Source organism: Streptomyces sp. SID5464, from assembly GCF_009862985.1.
In the GTDB taxonomy this organism is placed as follows: Bacteria; Actinomycetota; Actinomycetes; order Streptomycetales; family Streptomycetaceae; genus Streptomyces; species Streptomyces chartreusis_D.
Map to the genome: position 1 here is coordinate 226087 of NZ_WWIQ01000076.1, position 17168 is coordinate 243254.

Below are 17168 nucleotides of genomic sequence, written 5' to 3' on the forward strand. Positions count from 1 at the left end.
CCGCATCACGCTCCGTGCGGGACGCTCGCAAGTGGCGACACCCTTACGAGGAGGCACCAAGTGGTCGACGCGGATCAGACATTCATCATCGTCGGAGGCGGACTCGCCGGCGCCAAGGCGGCCGAGACGCTCCGGGCGGAGGGCTTCACCGGCCGGGTGATACTGATCTGCGACGAACGTGACCACCCCTACGAGCGTCCGCCGCTGTCCAAGGGCTACCTCCTCGGCAAGGAGGAACGCGACAGCGTCTTCGTGCACGAGCCCGCCTGGTACGCGGCGAACGACATCGAGCTGCACCTCGGCCAGACCGTCGACGCGATCGACCGTGCGGCCAAGACCGTCCGCTTCGGCGAGGACGGCACCGTCGTCCGCTACGACAAGCTGCTCCTGGCGACCGGCGCCGAGCCCCGCCGCCTCGACATCCCGGGCACGGACCTGGCCGGCGTCCACCACCTGCGCCGGCTCGCGCACGCCGAGCGGCTCAAGCACGTACTGACCAATCTCGGGCGGGACAACGGCCACCTCGTGATCGCGGGCGCCGGCTGGATCGGCCTGGAGGTCGCGGCGGCGGCCCGCGAGTACGGCGCGGAGGTCACCGTGGTCCACCGCGGGCCGACCCCGCTGCACCACGTCCTCGGCCCCGAGCTCGGCCAGCTCTTCGCCGACCTGCACCGCGACCACGGCGTCCGCTTCCACTTCGGCAGCCGGCTCACCGAGATCGTCGGCCAGGACGGCATGGTCCTCGCGGCCCGCACGGACGACGGCGAGGAACACCCGGCGCACGACGTCCTGGCCGCGATCGGCGCGGCCCCGCGGGTCGCCCTCGCCGAGGCGGCCGGGCTGGAGATCGCCGACCGGGCGCGCGGCGGCGGCGTCGTGGTCGACGAGCGGCTGCGCACCTCCGACCCCGACATCTACGCGGCCGGCGACGTGGCCTCCTTCCACCACACCCTCTTCGAGACCAGCCTGCGGGTGGAGCACTGGGCCAACGCGCTGAACGGCGGCCCGGCGGCGGCCCGCTGCATGCTCGGCCGGGACGTGACGTACGACCGGGTTCCCTACTTCTTCTCCGACCAGTACGACCTCGGCATGGAGTACTCCGGCTGGGCGCCCCCGGGGACGTACGATCAGGTGGTGATCCGGGGGGACGCGAGCCGGCGCGAGTTCATCGCCTTCTGGGTGAAGGAGGGCCGGGTGCTGGCCGGGATGAACGTGAACGTGTGGGATGTCACAGACAAGATCCAGCAGCTGATCCGGTCGAAGGCCCGGGTGAGCACGGAGGCACTGGCGGACCCGCACGCACCGCTGGACAGCCTCGCCTCCTAGCCGTCGGGAGTGTCGGTTCCGCCCCGTAGAATCGCTCCGTGGCTGGGCGGATCAACGACGAGGACGTGAAGGCGGTACGGGACGCGGTCCCGATCGACGCCGTGGTGTCCGAGTACCTCCAGCTGCGGGGCGCGGGCGGCGGCAACCTCAAGGGTCTCTGCCCGTTCCACGACGAGAAGTCACCGTCCTTCCAGGTCAGCCCGAGCAAGGGACTGTTCCACTGCTTCGGCTGCCAGGAGGGCGGCGACACCATCACGTTCGTGATGAAGATCGACCACCTCTCCTTCTCGGAGGCGGTCGAGCGCCTGGCCGGCCAGGCGGGCATCACCCTGCGCTACGAGGAGGGCGGGTACAACCCCTCCCACCAGCGCGGCGAACGCATCCGCCTGGTCGAGGCCCACAAGATCGCGGCCGAGTGGTACGCGGAACAGCTCGCGACCTCCCCCGAGGCCGACACCGGCCGGGTCTTCCTCGCCGAGCGCGGTTTCGACCAGGCCGCCGCCGTCCACTTCGGCGTCGGCTACAGCCCCCAGGGCTGGGACCACCTCACGCGTTACCTGCGCGGCAAGGGCTTCACGGACAAGGAACTCATCCTCTCCGGCCTCGCCCAGGAGGGCCGCCGCGGCCCCATCGACCGGTTCCGCGGCCGCCTGATGTGGCCCATCCGCGACATCGGCGGCGACGTCGTCGGCTTCGGCGCCCGCAAGCTGTACGAGGCGGACAACGGCCCCAAGTACCTCAACACTCCCGACACGGCGATCTACCGGAAGTCCCAGGTCCTCTACGGCATCGACCTGGCGAAGAAGGAGATCGCGAAGACGAGCCGCGCGGTGGTCGTCGAGGGCTACACGGACGTGATGGCCTGCCACCTGGCCGGGGTGACGACCGCCATCGCCACCTGCGGCACGGCCTTCGGCGGCGACCACATCAAGATCCTCCGCCGCCTGCTGATGGACAACGGCTCGGCCCGCGTCATCTTCACCTTCGACGGCGACGCCGCCGGCCAGAAGGCCGCCCTGCGCGCGTTCGAGGACGACCAGAAGTTCGCCGCCGAGACGTACATCGCCATCGCCCCCGACGGCATGGACCCCTGTGACCTGCGCCTGGCCAAGGGCGACGAGGCAGTGGCGGACCTGGTCGAACCCCGCACCCCGCTCTTCGAGTTCGCCCTCCGCCAGATCGTGAGCCGCTACGACCTCGACACCCCGGCCGGCCGCGCCGCCGCCCTGGACGAGGCCGCTCCGATCGTCGCCCGCATCAAGAACAGCGGCGCCCAGCACGAGGTCGCCGTCCAGCTCGCCGGCATGCTCGGCATCCTCGACACCCAGTTCGTGGTCAAGCGCGTGGCCCAGCTGGCCCGCTGGGCCCGCGACCGCGGCGGCAAGGGCCCGGCCCCGGACCGGCACCAGCACGGGTCACAGCAGTACGCCGCCGCCCAGCCGTCCGCCGCCCCCCGCGGCCCGGCCCTCAACCTGCGCAACCCCGTCTACGCCACCGAACGCGAACTGCTCAAACTCGCCCTCCAGCGCCCCGAGCTGGTCTCCCCGGCCTTCGACGCGTACGGCGTCGACGAGTTCACCGCCCCGCCCTACGCCGCCGTACGCCAGGCCATCCTGGACGCCGGCGGCGCCGAACTGGGCGTCGCGGACCCCCAGGACTACCTGGTGAAGGTCCGTGAGGCCGCCCCGGACGACGCGGTCCGCGCGATGGTGACGGAACTGGCCGTCGAGGCGATCCTGCTGCACAAGGGCGTGAAGGGCGTCGACGAGACCTACGCGGGCGCCCAGTTGGTCACCGTCCGCCGCCGCGCCGTCGAACGCCGCATCCGCGACATCACGAGCCAGCTCACCCGCCTCGGCACCCACGGCGACCCGGCCCAGCTGGCCGCCGTGCAGAACGAACTCTGGGTCCTCCAGCAGTACGACCAGGCCCTCCGGGAGCACGGCGCCGCCGCGCTCTGAGGTCACCGCGCGGTCACGGACCGGAAGCAAAAAGTCATCGCACGCCCCTCGTGGCGAGGATGTGTCTTACCCCACACTGGGTTCCGGTGCCTGAGTCCTCGGAGCGCGGCCGATCCGTCCCCGACGGGTCCCAGACCCCCGCGGTTCCGCTCATCGCGTACGGGACGGACAGCGGCGAGGCCGCCGACTCCGCCCCCGAAGTACCGCTGCCGCCCTCCTTGGCAGCGATCATCCTGGAGGTCGCCCCCGTGCAGACCCAGACCCTCACCCAGACCGACGCCAGCGGTGCCGTCGGCGTCGACGGCAGCGCACCGGACGCGGAGGACGACGTCCTCCCCGCGGTCCCGGCGCAGAGCCGCGTCGTGCTCCGCCCCGAGACGGAACCGGAGGAGCCGCCCGCCGAGGCCATCGAGACGGCCGAGGCTCCCGAGGCCGTCGAACCGCCACCGGCCCGCCCCGACACCGGTGGCCCCTCCTCCGACCTGTTCCGCCAGTACCTGCGGGAGATCGGCCGCATCCCCCTGCTGACCGCCGCCGAGGAGGTCGAACTCGCCCGCCGCGTCGAGGCCGGCCTGTTCGCCGAGGAGAAGCTGCGACTCGCCCCCGACCTGGACAGCCAGCTGGCGCTGGACCTCGACCGCCTCGTCGTCATGGGCCGGATGGCCAAGCGCCGCCTCATCGAGGCCAACCTGCGCCTGGTCGTCTCCGTCGCCAAGCGCTACGTCGGGCGCGGCCTGACCATGCTCGACCTCGTCCAGGAGGGCAACCTGGGGCTCATCCGGGCCGTCGAGAAGTTCGACTACGCCCGCGGCTACAAGTTCTCCACCTACGCCACCTGGTGGATCCGCCAGGCCATGTCCCGCGCCCTGGCCGACCAGGCCCGCACCATCCGCGTCCCCGTGCACGTCGTGGAGCTCATCAACCGGGTCGTCCGCGTCCAGCGCCGCATGCTCCAGGAGCGGGGGTACGAGCCGACACCGGAAGAGGTCGCCGCCCACCTCGACCTGCCCCCGGAGCGCGTCAGCGAAGTGCTGCGCCTCGCCCAGGAGCCGGTGTCGTTGCACGCGCCCGTGGGCGAGGAGGACGACGTCGCCCTCGGCGACCTGATCGAGGACGGCGACGCCACCAGCCCCGTCGAATCCGCCGCGTTCCTCCTGCTCAAGGAGCATCTGGAAGCGGTCCTGTCGACCCTGGGGGAGCGGGAGCGCAAGGTCGTCCAGCTCCGCTACGGCCTCGCCGACGGCCGCCCCCGCACGCTGGAGGAGATCGGCCGCATCTTCGGCGTCACCAGGGAACGCATACGGCAGATCGAGTCGAAGACCCTGAACAAGCTCCGCGACCACGCCTTCGCGGACCAGCTGAGGGGTTATCTGGACTGATGCCGCCCGCGGGCCGGCGGGGGTCGTTCGCGCAGTTCCCCGCGCCCCTCGGGGGCGTTCAGCTGACGCCCGTCAGGGGCGCGGGGCTGTATCGATGTGCGGCTCCGCCGCGTGGGACGCGACCAGCTCAGTCGACCTCTGCCGCCGCCTGCGCGAACTGCGCCTTGTACAGCCGGGCGTAGGCCCCGCCCGCCGCCAGCAGCTCCTCGTGTCCGCCCTGCTCCACGATCGCCCCGTTCTCCATCACCAGAATCGTGTCCGCGTCCCGGATCGTCGACAGCCGGTGTGCGATGACGAACGAGGTGCGTCCGTGCGCGAGTTTGGCCATCGCCTTCTGGATGAGTACCTCGGTGCGGGTGTCGACCGAGCTGGTGGCCTCGTCGAGCACCAGGATCACCGGGTCGGACAGAAACGCCCGGGCGATGGTGATCAGCTGCTTCTCACCCGCGCTGACCCCCGCCCCCTCGTCGTCGATCACCGTGTCGTACCCGTCCGGCAGCGTACGGATGAACCGGTCCGCGTGCGCGGCCCGGGCCGCCTCCTCGATCTCCCCCCGCGTCACGTCCCGCGCGGCCCCGTACGCGATGTTCTCCGCGATGGTGCCGCCGAACAGCCAGGTGTCCTGGAGCACCATGCCGATCCCGGCGCGCAGTTCGTCCCGGGACATCCGCGCGATGTCGACCCCGTCGAGGGTGATACGCCCGCCGGTGACGTCGTAGAACCGCATCAAGAGGTTCACCAGCGTCGTCTTGCCGGCACCGGTCGGGCCGACGATGGCCACCGTCTGCCCGGGCTCGACCTTCAGCGACAGGTCCTCGATCAGCGGCTTGTCGGGGTCGTAGCGGAACGACACGTGCTCCAGCGCCACCTGCCCGCGCAGTTCCTCGGGCCGCACGCCCGGCACCGGGTCGGCGCCCTGCTCCTCCGCGTCCAGCAGTTCGAAGACCCGCTCGGCCGAGGCGACGCCCGACTGCACCAGGTTCGCCATGGACGCGACCTGCGTCAGCGGCATGGAGAACTGCCGCGAGTACTGGATGAAGGCCTGCACATCACCGATGGACAGCGAGCCAGTGGCGACCCGCAGCCCGCCGACGACCGCGACCAGCACGTAGTTGAGGTTCGACACGAAGAACATCAGCGGCTGCATGACGCCGCTGTTGAACTGCGCCCGGAACCCGGCCTCGTACAGCGCCTCGTTCTGCTCGGCGAACTGCCGCGCCGACTCCTCCTGCCGTCCGAACACCTTCACGAGCGCGTGCCCGGTGTACATCTCCTCGATGTGCGCGTTCAGGGCGCCCGTCGAGCGCCACTGCTGCACGAAGTGCGGCTGCGACCGCTTGCCCACGCGCGTGGCGATGACGAACGACAGCGGCACCGTCACCAGCGCGACCAGCGCCAGGATCCACGAGACGTAGAACATCATGGCGAGCACGCCGATGATGGTCAGCACCGAGTTGATGAGCTGCCCCATCGACTGCTGGAGCGTCTGCCCGATGTTGTCGATGTCGTTCGTCGCCCGGGACAGCACCTCGCCGCGCTGGCGCTTGTCGAAGTACGACAGCGGCAGCCGCGACAGCTTCGTCTGCACGTCCTCGCGCATCCGGAACATGGTGTGGTTCACGGCCCGGTTCACCAGCCGCGTCGCCACCGCCATCAGCAGCCCGGCCACCGTGAACACGCCCAGCGCGAGCAGCAGCACGTGCCCGACGGCGGTGAAGTCGATGCCCTCGCCCGGGGTGAAGTCGGTGCTGCGCAGCATGTCGGCGACGTCACCGTCCCCGCGCTGCCGCATCTGGTCGAGCACCTGCTCCTTGCTCGCCCCCTCCGGCATCCCCCGCCCGACGATGCCCGCGAAGACCAGGTCGGTCGCCTTGCCGAGGATCTTCGGCCCGACGACGTTGAGGCCGACGCTGAGCACCACGCACGCCAGCAGCACGACGATGGTGATGCGCTCCGGCCGGAACCGCGCGACGAGCCGTTTGCCCGACCCCTTGAAGTCCAGCGAGCGCTGGTCGGGGCCGCCCCCGGCCATCATCCGCCCCATGGGCCCCGCCATCAGGCAGCCTCCGCTTCCGTGAGCTGGGAGAGCACGATCTCCCGGTAGGTCTCGTTGTCCGCCATCAGCTCGTGGTGCCGGCCGGTGCCGACGACCCGGCCCTCGTCGAGGACGACGATCCGGTCGGCGTCCCGGATGGTCGCCACCCGCTGGGCGACGATCACCACGGTCGCCTCCGCGGTCTCCTGCGCGAGCGCGGCGCGCAGGGCGGCGTCCGTGGCGTAGTCGAGGGCGGAGAAGGAGTCGTCGAAGAGGTAGATCTCCGGCCGCTGCACGAGCGTCCGGGCGATCGCGAGCCGCTGCCGCTGACCGCCCGAGACGTTCGTCCCGCCCTGCGCGATCGGCGCGTCGAGCCCGCCCTCCAGCCGCTGGACGAACTCCTTGGCCTGCGCCACCTCCAGCGCGTGCCACAGCTCCTCGTCGGTGGCGTCCGGATTGCCGTAGCGCAGGTTGGTCGCGACCGTGCCCGCGAACAGATACGGCTTCTGGGGCACCAGCCCGACGGTCTTCGCGAGCAGCTCCGGATCGATCTCCGCCGCCTCGACACCGTCCACGAGCACCTGCCCCTCGGTCGCGTCGAACAGCCGCGGGACCAGCCCGAGCAGCGTGGACTTGCCGCTGCCGGTCGAGCCGATGACGGCGGTCGTCTCGCCCGGCCGGGCCACCAGGTCCACGGCCCGCAGCACCGGCTCCTCGGCACCCGGGTAGCGGAAGCCCGCCCCGCGGAGCTCCAGATGCCCGTGCCGCCGCAGCTCCCGCACGGGCGCGGACGGCGGCACGACGCTCGACGAGGTGTCCAGCACCTCCTGGATGCGCTCCGCACACACCTCCGCGCGCGGCACCATCATGAACATGAAGGTGGCCATCATCACGGACATGACGATCTGCATCAGATAGGCGAGGAACGCCGTCAGGTCACCGATCTGCATCCCGCCGCTGTCGATCCGGTGCGCGCCGAACCACACCACGGCGATGGACGACATGTTCACCACCGTCATGACGATCGGGAACATCAGCGCGAGCAGGTTGCCGGTGCCCAGCGCGAAGTCGGTGAGATCGGTGTTGGCCTTCCGGAAGCGCTGCTGCTCGTACTCGTCCCGGACGAAGGCCCGGATGACGCGGTTGCCGGTGATCTGCTCGCGCAGCACCCGGTTCACCGTGTCCAGCCGCTCCTGCATGGCCCGGAACAGCGGCCGCAGCCGCCGCACGATCAGCGTCACGCAGATGCCCAGCACCGGCACGACCGCCACCAGCACCCCGGACAGCGGCACGTCCAGCCCGAGCGCCAGCACGATGCCGCCCACGCACATGATCGGCGCCGACACCATCAGTGTGAACGTCATCAGCACCAGCATCTGCACCTGCTGGACGTCGTTCGTCGTGCGGGTGATCAGCGAGGGGGCCCCGAAGTGACCCACCTCACGCGCGGAGAACGACTGCACCCGGTCGAACACGGCGGCCCGCACGTCCCGCCCGAGCGCCGACGCCGTACGGGCGCCGTAGTACACGGCACCGATGTTGCACACGACCTGGACCAGCGACATGCCGATCATCAGGGCGCCGTAGCCGAGGATGTAGCCGGTGTCGCCGTTCACGACACCCCGGTCGATGATGTGCGCGTTCAGCGTGGGCAGGTAGAGCGTGGCGCAGGTCTGCAGGAACTGCAGCAGCACCAGCAGAGCGATGGGTCTCTTGTAGGGCCTGAGACAGGTCCGCAGGAGTCGTATGAGCACGCTGCTTCTCTCGGAGTGGGGTGACGGGGCGGTTGGTTGCCCGTGGCCCCTATCGTCGAACACTCCACCCGCGTTACCTCAACCGAATTAACCCAACAGGCGGTCAAAACGCCCCGGGATGCGTCTGCTCCCGCACCGACACGAACTGCTGCCGCACCGCCTGCCCCACGGCCAGCTCCTCCCCGGGCTCCAGCACCTGCGCGACCGCGCCCTGCCAGGCCGGCGGGGTCCGCGCGTCGAGCGTGCCCTGGGACGCCCCGAGCGCCCATGCCGCCTGCCGGGCGGCCCCGATCGCCGCGTAGTCCGCCGGTTGCGGCACCACGACCTGCGTCCCGAACAGCGACGGCGCGGCCGCCTGCACGGCGGGCAGCTCGGCGGCCGGACCGAGCAGGAACACCCGCCGCACCTCCACACCCCGGGCGCGCAGCATGTCCAGCGCGTCCGCGAGCCCGCACAGCATGCCCTCGAACGCGGCCCGCGCCAGATGCTCCGCCTTCATCGACTCGCGCCTGAGCCCCGCCAGGGTCCCCGCGGTGTGCGGCAGGTTCGGCGTCCGCTCACCCTCCAGATAGGGCAGCAGCACCAGCCCGTGCGCCCCCGGCGTCGACTTCATCGCCAGCTCGGACAGGCTCTCCAGATCGGGCAGCCCCAGCAGCTCCGCGGTCCCGCGCAGCGTGCGTACGGCGTTCAGCGTGGTGACGACCGGCAGGTGCATGCCGGTCGCGTCGGCCAACGCGGTGATCATGCCGGAGCCGTCGACCAGCGCCTCGGGATGCACGGCCATCACGGACCCGGACGCGCCCAGCGACACGACGGCGTCCCCGAGCCCGATGCCGAGCCCGAACGCCGCCGCCATGGTCTCGCCGGTCCCTACGGAGATCAGCAGCCCCTCCGGCGTCGTACCGGCCGCGTCCGCCGGGCCGATCACCTCCGGCAGCATCACCTGGTGCCCGAGCGCCAGCTCGACCAGGTCGGGCCGGTAGGCGCCGGTCGCCGCGGACCAGTACCCGGTCCCGGACGCCCCGCCCCGGTCGGTGGTTCTGCGGACCGGCCGGCCCAGCAGCTGCCACACCAGCCAGTCATGGGCCTGCAGCAGGATCGCGGTGCGCTGCGCGTTCTCCGGCTCGGTCCGGGCCAGCCAGCGCAGCTTCGTCACCGGCTGCGCGGCCTGCGGCACACACCCCACCGCCTGCGCCCACGCCTCGCGCCCCCCGAGCGCGTCGATCAGGTCGGCCGCCGCGACCTGCGTCCGCTTGTCGGCGCCGACCATCGCCGGCCGCACGGTGTTGCCCTGCGCGTCCAGCGGCACGACGGCGTTCTGCTGCGCCGAGACGCCGATCGCCTGCACGCCCTCCAGCAGCCCGCCGCCCGCGGCCTCGCCCAGGGACAGCAGCCAGGCCTGCGGGTCGACGTCGGACGGCCGGCCGCCGCTGTCGGGGCTCTCCACCGGATGCGGTGCATATCCCTGCCTGAGCACGGCTCCGGAGTCCGTGTCACAGACGACGATACGAGTGAAATCGGGTGAACTGTCCAACCCGGCGACTATCCCCATGGCCAAAATTCTGCCGTACCGCTGCGCCGGCTGGAGCCGTGGGCGCCGTGGGGGGTGTCGCCGGGCTTCGGGTGCGGGTCTCGTCGTGGCCGGTCGCGCAGTTCCCCGCGCCCCTTGGGGGCGCGGGCGTACTCGGCGCCTGACAAGGGACTGTTACGTGTTGCTCGTGCCCCAGTCGTCCTCGCCGCCGTTGTGGGTGGCGCGCTCCTTGAGGTGGCGGACGCGTTCGGCCACCGAGTCGGGGACGCGGTCGCCGACCCTGTCGCTCACCACGTGGTAGGCCTTGCCCGCGAACTCGCGGCCCTGCTGGGCTGCCGTCTCCGCGGTGTTACGGACGGCCGGGTTCTGTGCGAACTGCTGGGCCGACTTCTTCAGCTGTTCGTAGCGCTCGCGTCCGGCCCTCGTGCCCAGCACGTAACCCAGGACGACTCCGGCGACGAACGTGAGCCGGTAACGCATGGCGGCCACCCTTCCCTTGCGTAGGTCTCCGATGCGGCGACGGCGCCGGGGAGTACCGATTGGCGGAGCACCCCCCTGCTTGCGCTAATGTATGTGTCGCAGCGAGCGCGCGCCCCCTGGCGAATACCCAGGTAGGTACGTTCGATGCAAAACGAGACCTTCCTCGGTAGCTCAATTGGCAGAGCAGCCGGCTGTTAACCGGCAGGTTACTGGTTCGAGTCCAGTCCGGGGAGCTCGGTCCTCCGTAGCTCAATTGGCAGAGCAGCCGGCTGTTAACCGGCAGGTTACTGGTTCGAGTCCAGTCGGGGGAGCATGCTGAACGAGGACCCCCGCAGGGGTCCTTTTTCATGTCCGTTCCGATCTTCCGGGAACCGCGCGGCGCCGGGCGCAGTCCTCATGGTCACGAAGGCCGTGCGTAGCCGACCATCCGAAGCAGGAGATCGTATGAGCGGCTATGCTGCGGCAGACGGCGCGCACACATGTACGCGACACGCCGCTATGGGGCGGTAGCTCAGCCGGTTAGAGCAGCGGACTCATAATCCGTCGGCCGTGGGTTCGAGTCCCACCCGCCCCACCTTTGCAGGTCGCTGACCTGCTGAAACGTTCATTTTTGGGTGCCGGAGCGTCAACTTCGCCTGGACGGACCGAATCCGCTGCTCGTGGGTTTGGAGTCGGGCGGTGCTCGGGGGAGCTCCACACCCTGACCTGCGGGTGAGTAGATGGCCGGTGCGCGGACGCGGTAGGGCGACGTCGGCTGCCGTCTGTGCGGTCGACGACCGGTGCGGGAACCCGCTGCCACACGGCGCGCGCACGGCTCATCGGCCGGCCTCCGACCGCGGGCGCTCGTCCAGCAGTCCGGCCCGCTGCGCCAGCAGCGCGGCCTGCACCCGGCTCGTCACCCGCAGCTTGGTGAGGACCGCGCTGACGTGGTCCTTCACCGTGCCGCACGACACCGCCCGCGGCCAGGGTGCGCACCAGGTGGGCGAGCTGGTCGGGCTCGGTGTCCTTGAGGAGGAAGCCGGCCGCGCCGGAGTGCAGCGCGGTCAGGATGTACTCGTCGGTGTCGAACGTGGTCAGCATCGCCACCACCGGCGGATCGGGCATCGTGCGCAGCTCGCGCAGGACGGTGAGCCCGTCGACGTCCGGCATCCGGATGTCCAGCAGCACCACGTCGGGTCGCTCCCGGCGGACGGTCCCCACCGCGTCGCCGCCGCTCGCGGTCGCGACGACCTCGATGTCCTCGGACGCGCCGAGAATGAGTTCGAAGCCCGAGCGGACCAGTGCCTCGTCACGGTGGGGTGGCACCCTCCAGTCGGCAGGGGCACCGCTCCCGGCCGACGCGGCGTCCCCCGCACAAAGCGGCGTTCGGCTCAGGGCGTGGGCGTCGGGGCGGAGCCGTGGCGGCGCTGGCGGTGGGTGTACGCGGTGATCGCCTGCCACAGGTGGCGGCGGTCGGTGTCGGGCCAGAGGTCCGGGGTGAAGTGCAGCTCGGCGTAGGCGGTGTGCCAGGGCAGGAAGTTGGAGGTGCGCTGCTCGTTGCCGGTGCGCCAGAGCAGGTCGACGTCCGGCATGTCCGGGCGGGGCAGGTGCCGCGCGAAGTCCTCCTCGCCGATCAGGTCGGGATCCAGCTGGCCGGCCCGGGCCCGGCGGGCGAGGGCCGCGGCGGCGCGGGTGAGCTCGTCGCGGCCGCCGTAGTCGATGCACATCGTCAGCGTCAGGCCGGTGCGCGTGCGGGTACCGCGCTCCCGCAGGTGGAGCAGGTCGGCCAGGTCGGGCGGCAGGCGGCCGGCGCGGCCGTGCCAGCGCAGCCGGACGTCGAGGTCGCGGAAGGGGTCGTCGACGACCTCGCGGCGCAGGAGGTCCAGGATGGCGTCGACCTCCCGCGGATCGCGGTGCCAGTTCTCGGTGGAGAAGGTGTAGAGCGTCAGGTGCCGCAGACCGATCTCCAGCGCGCCGTGCACCACCTCGCGGACGGCGGCGGCGCCGGCCCGGTGTCCCTCGTGCCGGGGCAGCCCGCGCTGCTGGGCCCAGCGGCCGTTGCCGTCCATGATCACGGCGACGTGGGCGGGGAGCCGGTCCGGCGGGAGGGGCGGGGGCCGATGGCCGCCGGGGTGCGGTGGCGGCGGCCGGAAGCTCCGGACGGGTGCCGTCCGCCCGGCCGGGGACGGGTCGCCGGGCCCGGCGGGCCGTGCGGGCGGCACCGTCGGCGGAGTCAGACTCCAGGCCAGGGCGGCGCGGGCCCGGGCGGGGACGAGGATGCGGGCCCGGGTGCGGAGCGCGGGCCGGGGCGGGCGCCGCAGGAGAGCCGGGCCGGCGGAGCCGATCGCGTCGAGCTGGGCGCGGAGCAGGGCGGCCATGGTGGTCAGGACGGTGGCGGGCCCGGGGTGCATGCCGCGGCAGAGGCCGTCCTGGGTCACCCACTGGCGGGCCAGGCCGGTCAGCTGCGTGACCAGGGCCGCGACGGCGGGGCTCCAGCGCCGGTGCGCCAGGTCGTCCGCGGCCCCCGGGCAGGACCGCACGGCCTCGTCGGGCAGGAGGAGGTCGCCCTGGGCGAGGTCGGCGGACAGGTCGGTCAGGATGTCCGTGAGCCGGACGCCGTCGAGGAACTCCTCGTAGGCCTCCCGGCAGTCCAGCCGGAGTGCCACGGGGACGCCCGCCCGGTCGAAGAGGGTGCGGACCTGGCCGAACCAGGGCAGCAGGTTGTCCCGGCCCCAGGTGCGCCACGCGGCCCAGTCGGTGAAGTGCCTGCCGCGGGTGTCGTCCTGGACCTGGACCATGGCGCCGTGCAGCTCGGACAGGTCCAGGCGCCAGCGCGCCGCGGTGTCGACCAGGGCGTGGCGGACCGGGTCCGGGCTCGTGCCGGTGGGCAGCTCGCGGTGCAGGGCGGTGATCCACTCCTCGACCCGGGCGGCCCGTTCGGCGGCGGGCGCGGTGCGGTCGTCGCCCAGGTCGTCGAGCGCGTTGGCCGCCGCCCAGAGGGCCCAGCAGGCCGGGCGCAGCCCCGCGGGCACCAGCTGGATCAGCGCGTACTCCGCCGGGTCCTGCTCCCTGGTCCGGCGCCGGCACAGCCCGTAGGCCGCCCGCAGCGCCGGATCGTCGCCGATCACCGCCCGTGCGGAGGTCGCTCGTCGGTCTGCCGGTCGTGTGTTCGCGCGAGGCACATCGCTCACAACGAGGACGGCACGTCCAGGTTGTGCGATGAGCGCGTGGGCTAGTGCATGTGGGTCGGGGTGCCGTCAGGAGCCGGTGCCGTCCTCCTCGGAAAGGGTGCCGGCGCGGTCGTCGGTCTCGCTCTCAGGTCCGGCCGCGGCGGGTGATGGCTCGCTGCAAGGCCTCGCGGAGGGCGGGGGACGGGCGGGGGCCGTCCGACTTCGCGCTCGCCGTCACCGCGGCGGCCACGTCGCGGAGCTTGGTGTTGGAGAGCTGGGAGGTCTCGCGGAGGATGTGCCAGGCCTCGTCGGACGTGCAGCCGTGGGTCGCCATCAGGATGCCCCGGGCCTGGTCGATGACCGGGCGGGAGGCGATGGCCTGGCGGAGCTGCTCGACCTCCTCCTGGAGGACGTGCAGGCGCTCCGCGCGTTCCAGGGCGACCGCGGACGGGGCCGGGGCGGACGGCTGGGCGGGCTCCGGGTCGGGCCGGGGCGTGGCCCGCAGGGGGTCGGTCGTGTCCAGGCCCGCCAGTTCCAGGATCCGGCGCGGCTGGCCGTTCCAGTTCGTGGTCGTGACCGTCACGAACCGCTGCCGGGCGAAGTCGCCCAGCACGTCGAGGAACTGCAGACCCGCCGTGTCCATGAAGTGCACGCCCCCCATGTCCAGATCCACCCGCGTGATCGTGGGCGGCAGTTCGGCCAGGGTCCTGGCCAGTGTTTCCGCGCAGCCGTGGACCAGCTCACCACACGGGGTGAGCTCAGCCCGTTCCGCGTCCACGCGGCCACTGATGACCAGTGTGTTCAACCCTCCTGTGCGATGTGGTGATGCCGCAGACGTCATGTCACCGCCTTCTCGGTCCTCGTCGGTCGCGTTCCTCCTCGCGGGAACTGCACGACGTCACTCGCCCCCGTGGACGTCGGTGTGAGGTGCGCCTGCCCGCCGTACGGCGTACTACACACCACAGTGGGGAATGAGCCTCTCCCGGGCGGGTACGAGCGCTGTGGTCCAGAAGCGTGGGGAGAGGGGCTTGAACACTCAGTATCGGGTGCCGGCCGCCGGGTCCAGTGACCCCGTGCCGGGCTTGGCGGTGTTCCCGTTGTCCGGGCGGCAGGGTGTCCGGGCGGCGGGCGAGGTCGTCCTGACGACCCGTGCGATCTGGGAAGGCGTACTGGAGCAGGCCGTTCGCGAGGATGAGGACGTGTACCACCTGGAGTTGTCCGACGTGACGTTCGTCGACGTCGCGGGCGCGGGTGCGCTCGCGACGGCCGCCGGGCAGCTCGGGGACGGCCGGCGGTTCGTGGTGCGACGGCCGCCGGCGGCCCTGCGGCGGACGCTGGACCTGCTGTGGCCCGGCCATGCGGGGATCGAGGTGTCGATGTCATGACCGCTGCCGTGGCTGAACCCTTCGGTCCCCTGGAACCCTTCGTCCATCCCGCGCTCTTCTACCGCGACGAGGAGGAGTACCTCGACGTCACCGTGCCCTTCGTGCGCGAAGGTCTGGCGGCCGGTGAACCCGTGGCCGTCGCCGTGCCGGGCAAGAACCTCGCGCTGATCCGGGACGCGCTGGGCGATGCCGCCGAGGCGGTGCGGCTCCTCGACATGCGCGAGGCCGGCCGCAACCCCGGGCGGATCATCCCGGGCGTGCTCCGCGCGTTCGCCGACGCCCAGCCGGCCGGACGCCGGGTGCGGATCATCGGCGAGCCCATCTGGGCCGGGCGCTCCGACACCGAGTACCCCGCCTGCGTCCAGCACGAGGCGCTCATCAACGCGGCCTTCCGGGGCCGTACGGCGACCATCCTGTGTCCGTACGACGTCGAGCAGCTCCCCGAGCACGTCCTCGCCGACGCCTACGCCACGCATCCCACCGTCATCCCCTCCGGCTCCCGGCTGGAGCAGGGCAGCGACGCGTACGCCCCCGGGGACGTCGTCGACCGCTACAACGAGGCGCTGCCGCCCGTGCCGGACGCGCTGACGTTCGCCTTCGACTCCGGCTCGCTCTCCGAGGCCCGGCACGTGGCCGTCGGGGAGGGCGCGCGGCTCGGCCTCACCGGCGTCAAGCTGGACGACCTGGCCCTCGCCACGGCGGAGCTCACCACCAACAGCGTGGTGCACGGCGGCGGTTCCGGGGTGCTGCGGGTGTGGACCGAGGACAGGTACGTGGTGTGCGAGGTGCGCGACGAAGGGCGGCTCGCGGACGTGCTGGCCGGGCGCCGGCCCGTGCCCCGGGACCAGCGCGGCGGGCGCGGGCTGCTGCTGGTGAATCTCATCGCCGACCTGGTGCGGGTGCACAGGGGGGACAGCGGGACGACCGTGCGCTGCTGGTTCGCCCGCTGAGGGCAGCGCGCTGAGGGCGGGCCTCGGGCCCCGGCGGTTCAGGATCCCAGCGGATCCAGCGCCAGCGGTTCGATCCTGCCCTCCATCATCGCGCCGAGCCCCTGCACGGCGCACACGTCCGGGCGCTCGGCGATGTGCACGGGCATCCCGGTCGCCTGACGCAGCATCTGGTCCAGGCCCGGCAGCAGCGCACTGCCGCCGACCATCATGATCCCCCGGTCGGCGAGGTCGGCGACCAGGTCGGGCGGACAGGACCGCAGCACGGCACCGATGCCGTCCAGGATGGCGGTCAGCGGCGTCTGGATGGCGTCCCGGACGGCGGCCGTGTCGACCTGGACGGAACGGGCGAGGCCCGTGGCGACGTCCCGCCCGTGGATCTCCGTCGAGGCCGGACCGTGCGGGGTGAGGCCGTTGCCGGACAGGGCGAGCTGCAACGGCCGTACCGACTGGCTGGGCAGCATCAGCTCGTGCCGGTGCCGCAGGTGCTGCACGATCGCGTTGTCGACGGCCTCGCCGCCCACGGGGATGCGCTCGGCGGTGACGATCGAGCCGAGGGACAGCACGGCCACCTGCGTCGCCGCGGCACCGCACACCATGATCATGGTGGCCTCGGGCTGCTCCACGGGCAGTCCGCAGCCGACGGCGGCGGCGATCAGCGTGTCGACCAGTTCCACGCGGCGGGCCCCGAGGCCGACCAGCGTCTCGATGGCGGCGCGCTGGGCGAGCGGGTCGGCGTCGTGCGGGGTGCAGGCCGCGGCGCGCAGGATCGGCTTGCGGCGCAGGCTGCGGCGCATCTTGTCGCCGAGCAGGTGTCGCAGCATGCGCTGCGCCATCTCGATGTCGACGACGGTGCCGCCGGAGACCGGCCGTACCACCCTGATGTAGTCCGGTGTGCGGCCCGTCATCTTCTCCGCGAGCTCGCCGACCGCGATCAGCGCGCCGGTGCGGCTGTTCACGGCGGCGGCCGACGGCTGGTCGACGACGAGCCCGGCGCCCTTGACGTAGACACGGGTGCGGGCCGCCCCCAGGTCGACGGCGAAGTGGCAGCGGCGCAACTGCTCCAGACTGGCGGTCATGGCAGGTCCTCCCGAGAGCACAGACCGTGGGAGGCCGCCAGGTGGCGGGCCTCGCAGACGTGAGGCCGCCGGGCGGCGGGCCTCCCTCGCATGGTGCGTGGGACGGGACGGGGGCGCCTTTCGGAGGGGGCCGGGCGGGGTG

Annotated in this window: 12 protein-coding genes, 3 tRNA genes and 1 pseudogene; 8 read left to right on the forward strand and 8 right to left on the reverse strand. The window is 72.1% G+C overall.

Annotation, left to right across the window (positions count from 1 at the left end; all coding sequences use genetic code 11):
• Window positions 1-60: 60 nt before the first annotated feature.
• The 3 genes from GTY47_RS38455 to GTY47_RS38465 all read left to right on the forward strand — a co-directional run bounded on the left by GTY47_RS38455 (window position 61) and on the right by GTY47_RS38465 (window position 4666).
• The gene (locus GTY47_RS38455; protein ID WP_010042245.1) at window positions 61-1326 is read left to right on the forward strand and encodes an FAD-dependent oxidoreductase; all 1266 of its coding nucleotides are present in this window, start codon (window positions 61-63) and stop codon (window positions 1324-1326) included.
• Window positions 1327-1364: 38 nt separating this feature from the next.
• Window positions 1365-3287: a DNA primase gene (dnaG, locus tag GTY47_RS38460; protein WP_010042247.1), complete on the forward strand. Its 1923-nt coding sequence runs from the start codon at window positions 1365-1367 to the stop codon at window positions 3285-3287.
• A gap of 86 nt (window positions 3288-3373) precedes the next feature.
• Window positions 3374-4666, forward strand: coding sequence for an RNA polymerase sigma factor (locus GTY47_RS38465; protein WP_010042249.1), 1293 nt, complete (start codon window positions 3374-3376; stop codon window positions 4664-4666).
• Between the two features lie 127 nt (window positions 4667-4793).
• On the opposite strand, the gene GTY47_RS38470 is transcribed toward GTY47_RS38465, so the two are convergent.
• The 4 genes from GTY47_RS38470 to GTY47_RS38485 form a co-directional block, all read right to left on the reverse strand.
• On the reverse strand, window positions 4794-6722 hold the full coding sequence (locus GTY47_RS38470) for an ABC transporter ATP-binding protein (RefSeq protein WP_029181344.1): 1929 nt from the start codon (window positions 6720-6722) through the stop codon (window positions 4794-4796).
• Complete coding sequence (locus GTY47_RS38475; protein ID WP_010042254.1) at window positions 6722-8455, reverse strand: ABC transporter ATP-binding protein; 1734 nt, start codon at window positions 8453-8455, stop codon at window positions 6722-6724. Before GTY47_RS38475 ends, GTY47_RS38470 begins: the two co-directional genes overlap by 1 nt.
• 103 nt (window positions 8456-8558) lie before the next feature.
• Window positions 8559-10007 carry an FGGY family carbohydrate kinase gene (locus GTY47_RS38480; RefSeq protein WP_029181345.1) on the reverse strand — a complete coding sequence of 483 codons (1449 nt, stop codon included), beginning with the start codon at window positions 10005-10007 and terminating at the stop codon, window positions 8559-8561.
• A gap of 153 nt (window positions 10008-10160) precedes the next feature.
• Window positions 10161-10466, reverse strand: a complete 306-nt coding sequence (locus GTY47_RS38485; RefSeq protein WP_010042257.1) for a hypothetical protein — start codon at window positions 10464-10466, stop codon at window positions 10161-10163.
• Window positions 10467-10626: 160 nt separating this feature from the next.
• On the opposite strand from GTY47_RS38485, the gene GTY47_RS38490 reads away from it, so the two are divergent.
• The 3 genes from GTY47_RS38490 to GTY47_RS38500 all read left to right on the forward strand — a co-directional run bounded on the left by GTY47_RS38490 (window position 10627) and on the right by GTY47_RS38500 (window position 11040).
• Window positions 10627-10699, forward strand: a tRNA-Asn gene (locus GTY47_RS38490).
• 5 nt (window positions 10700-10704) lie between these two features.
• Window positions 10705-10777, forward strand: a tRNA-Asn gene (locus tag GTY47_RS38495).
• 189 nt (window positions 10778-10966) lie between these two features.
• Window positions 10967-11040 (forward strand) — tRNA-Ile (locus GTY47_RS38500).
• Between the two features lie 241 nt (window positions 11041-11281).
• Here the strand turns inward: GTY47_RS38500 and GTY47_RS38505 are convergent.
• The 3 genes and pseudogenes from GTY47_RS38505 to GTY47_RS38515 all read right to left on the reverse strand — a co-directional run bounded on the left by GTY47_RS38505 (window position 11282) and on the right by GTY47_RS38515 (window position 14456).
• Window positions 11282-11771: pseudogene (locus GTY47_RS38505) on the reverse strand (response regulator transcription factor).
• A 65-nt stretch (window positions 11772-11836) separates the two neighbouring features.
• On the reverse strand, window positions 11837-13573 hold the full coding sequence (gene uppS, locus GTY47_RS38510) for a polyprenyl diphosphate synthase (RefSeq protein ID WP_010042262.1): 1737 nt from the start codon (window positions 13571-13573) through the stop codon (window positions 11837-11839).
• A gap of 187 nt (window positions 13574-13760) precedes the next feature.
• A complete protein-coding gene (locus tag GTY47_RS38515) occupies window positions 13761-14456 on the reverse strand; it encodes an ANTAR domain-containing protein (RefSeq protein ID WP_040903443.1) in 696 nt (231 codons plus the stop codon).
• A 187-nt stretch (window positions 14457-14643) separates the two neighbouring features.
• Between GTY47_RS38515 and GTY47_RS38520 the strand changes: the two genes are divergently transcribed.
• Both GTY47_RS38520 and GTY47_RS38525 read left to right on the forward strand, forming a co-directional pair.
• A complete protein-coding gene (locus tag GTY47_RS38520; RefSeq protein WP_050810269.1) occupies window positions 14644-15000 on the forward strand; it encodes an STAS domain-containing protein in 357 nt (118 codons plus the stop codon).
• Window positions 14997-15950, forward strand: coding sequence for a sensor histidine kinase (locus GTY47_RS38525; RefSeq protein WP_010042266.1), 954 nt, complete (start codon window positions 14997-14999; stop codon window positions 15948-15950). The genes GTY47_RS38520 and GTY47_RS38525 overlap by 4 nt, the downstream gene beginning before the upstream one ends.
• Before the next feature lie 38 nt (window positions 15951-15988).
• Here GTY47_RS38525 and GTY47_RS38530 read toward each other — a convergent pair whose 3' ends face one another.
• Window positions 15989-17026 (reverse strand): rod shape-determining protein, encoded by a 1038-nt coding sequence (locus tag GTY47_RS38530; protein ID WP_010042267.1) that lies wholly within the window; start codon window positions 17024-17026, stop codon window positions 15989-15991.
• Window positions 17027-17168: the final 142 nt, after the last annotated feature.

Bases quoted from the DNA above. Each gene is read 5' to 3' on its own strand.
- GTY47_RS38470 (WP_029181344.1), bottom strand. From the start codon at position 6,722: ATGGCGGGGCCCATGGGGCGGATGATGGCCGGGGGCGGCCCCGACCAG.
- GTY47_RS38480 (WP_029181345.1), bottom strand. From the start codon at position 10,007: ATGGGGATAGTCGCCGGGTTGGACAGTTCACCCGATTTCACTCGTATC.
- GTY47_RS38485 (WP_010042257.1), bottom strand. From the start codon at position 10,466: ATGCGTTACCGGCTCACGTTCGTCGCCGGAGTCGTCCTGGGTTACGTG.
- GTY47_RS38515 (WP_040903443.1), bottom strand. From the start codon at position 14,456: ATGACGTCTGCGGCATCACCACATCGCACAGGAGGGTTGAACACACTG.
- GTY47_RS38525 (WP_010042266.1), top strand. From the start codon at position 14,997: ATGACCGCTGCCGTGGCTGAACCCTTCGGTCCCCTGGAACCCTTCGTC.
- GTY47_RS38530 (WP_010042267.1), bottom strand. From the start codon at position 17,026: ATGACCGCCAGTCTGGAGCAGTTGCGCCGCTGCCACTTCGCCGTCGAC.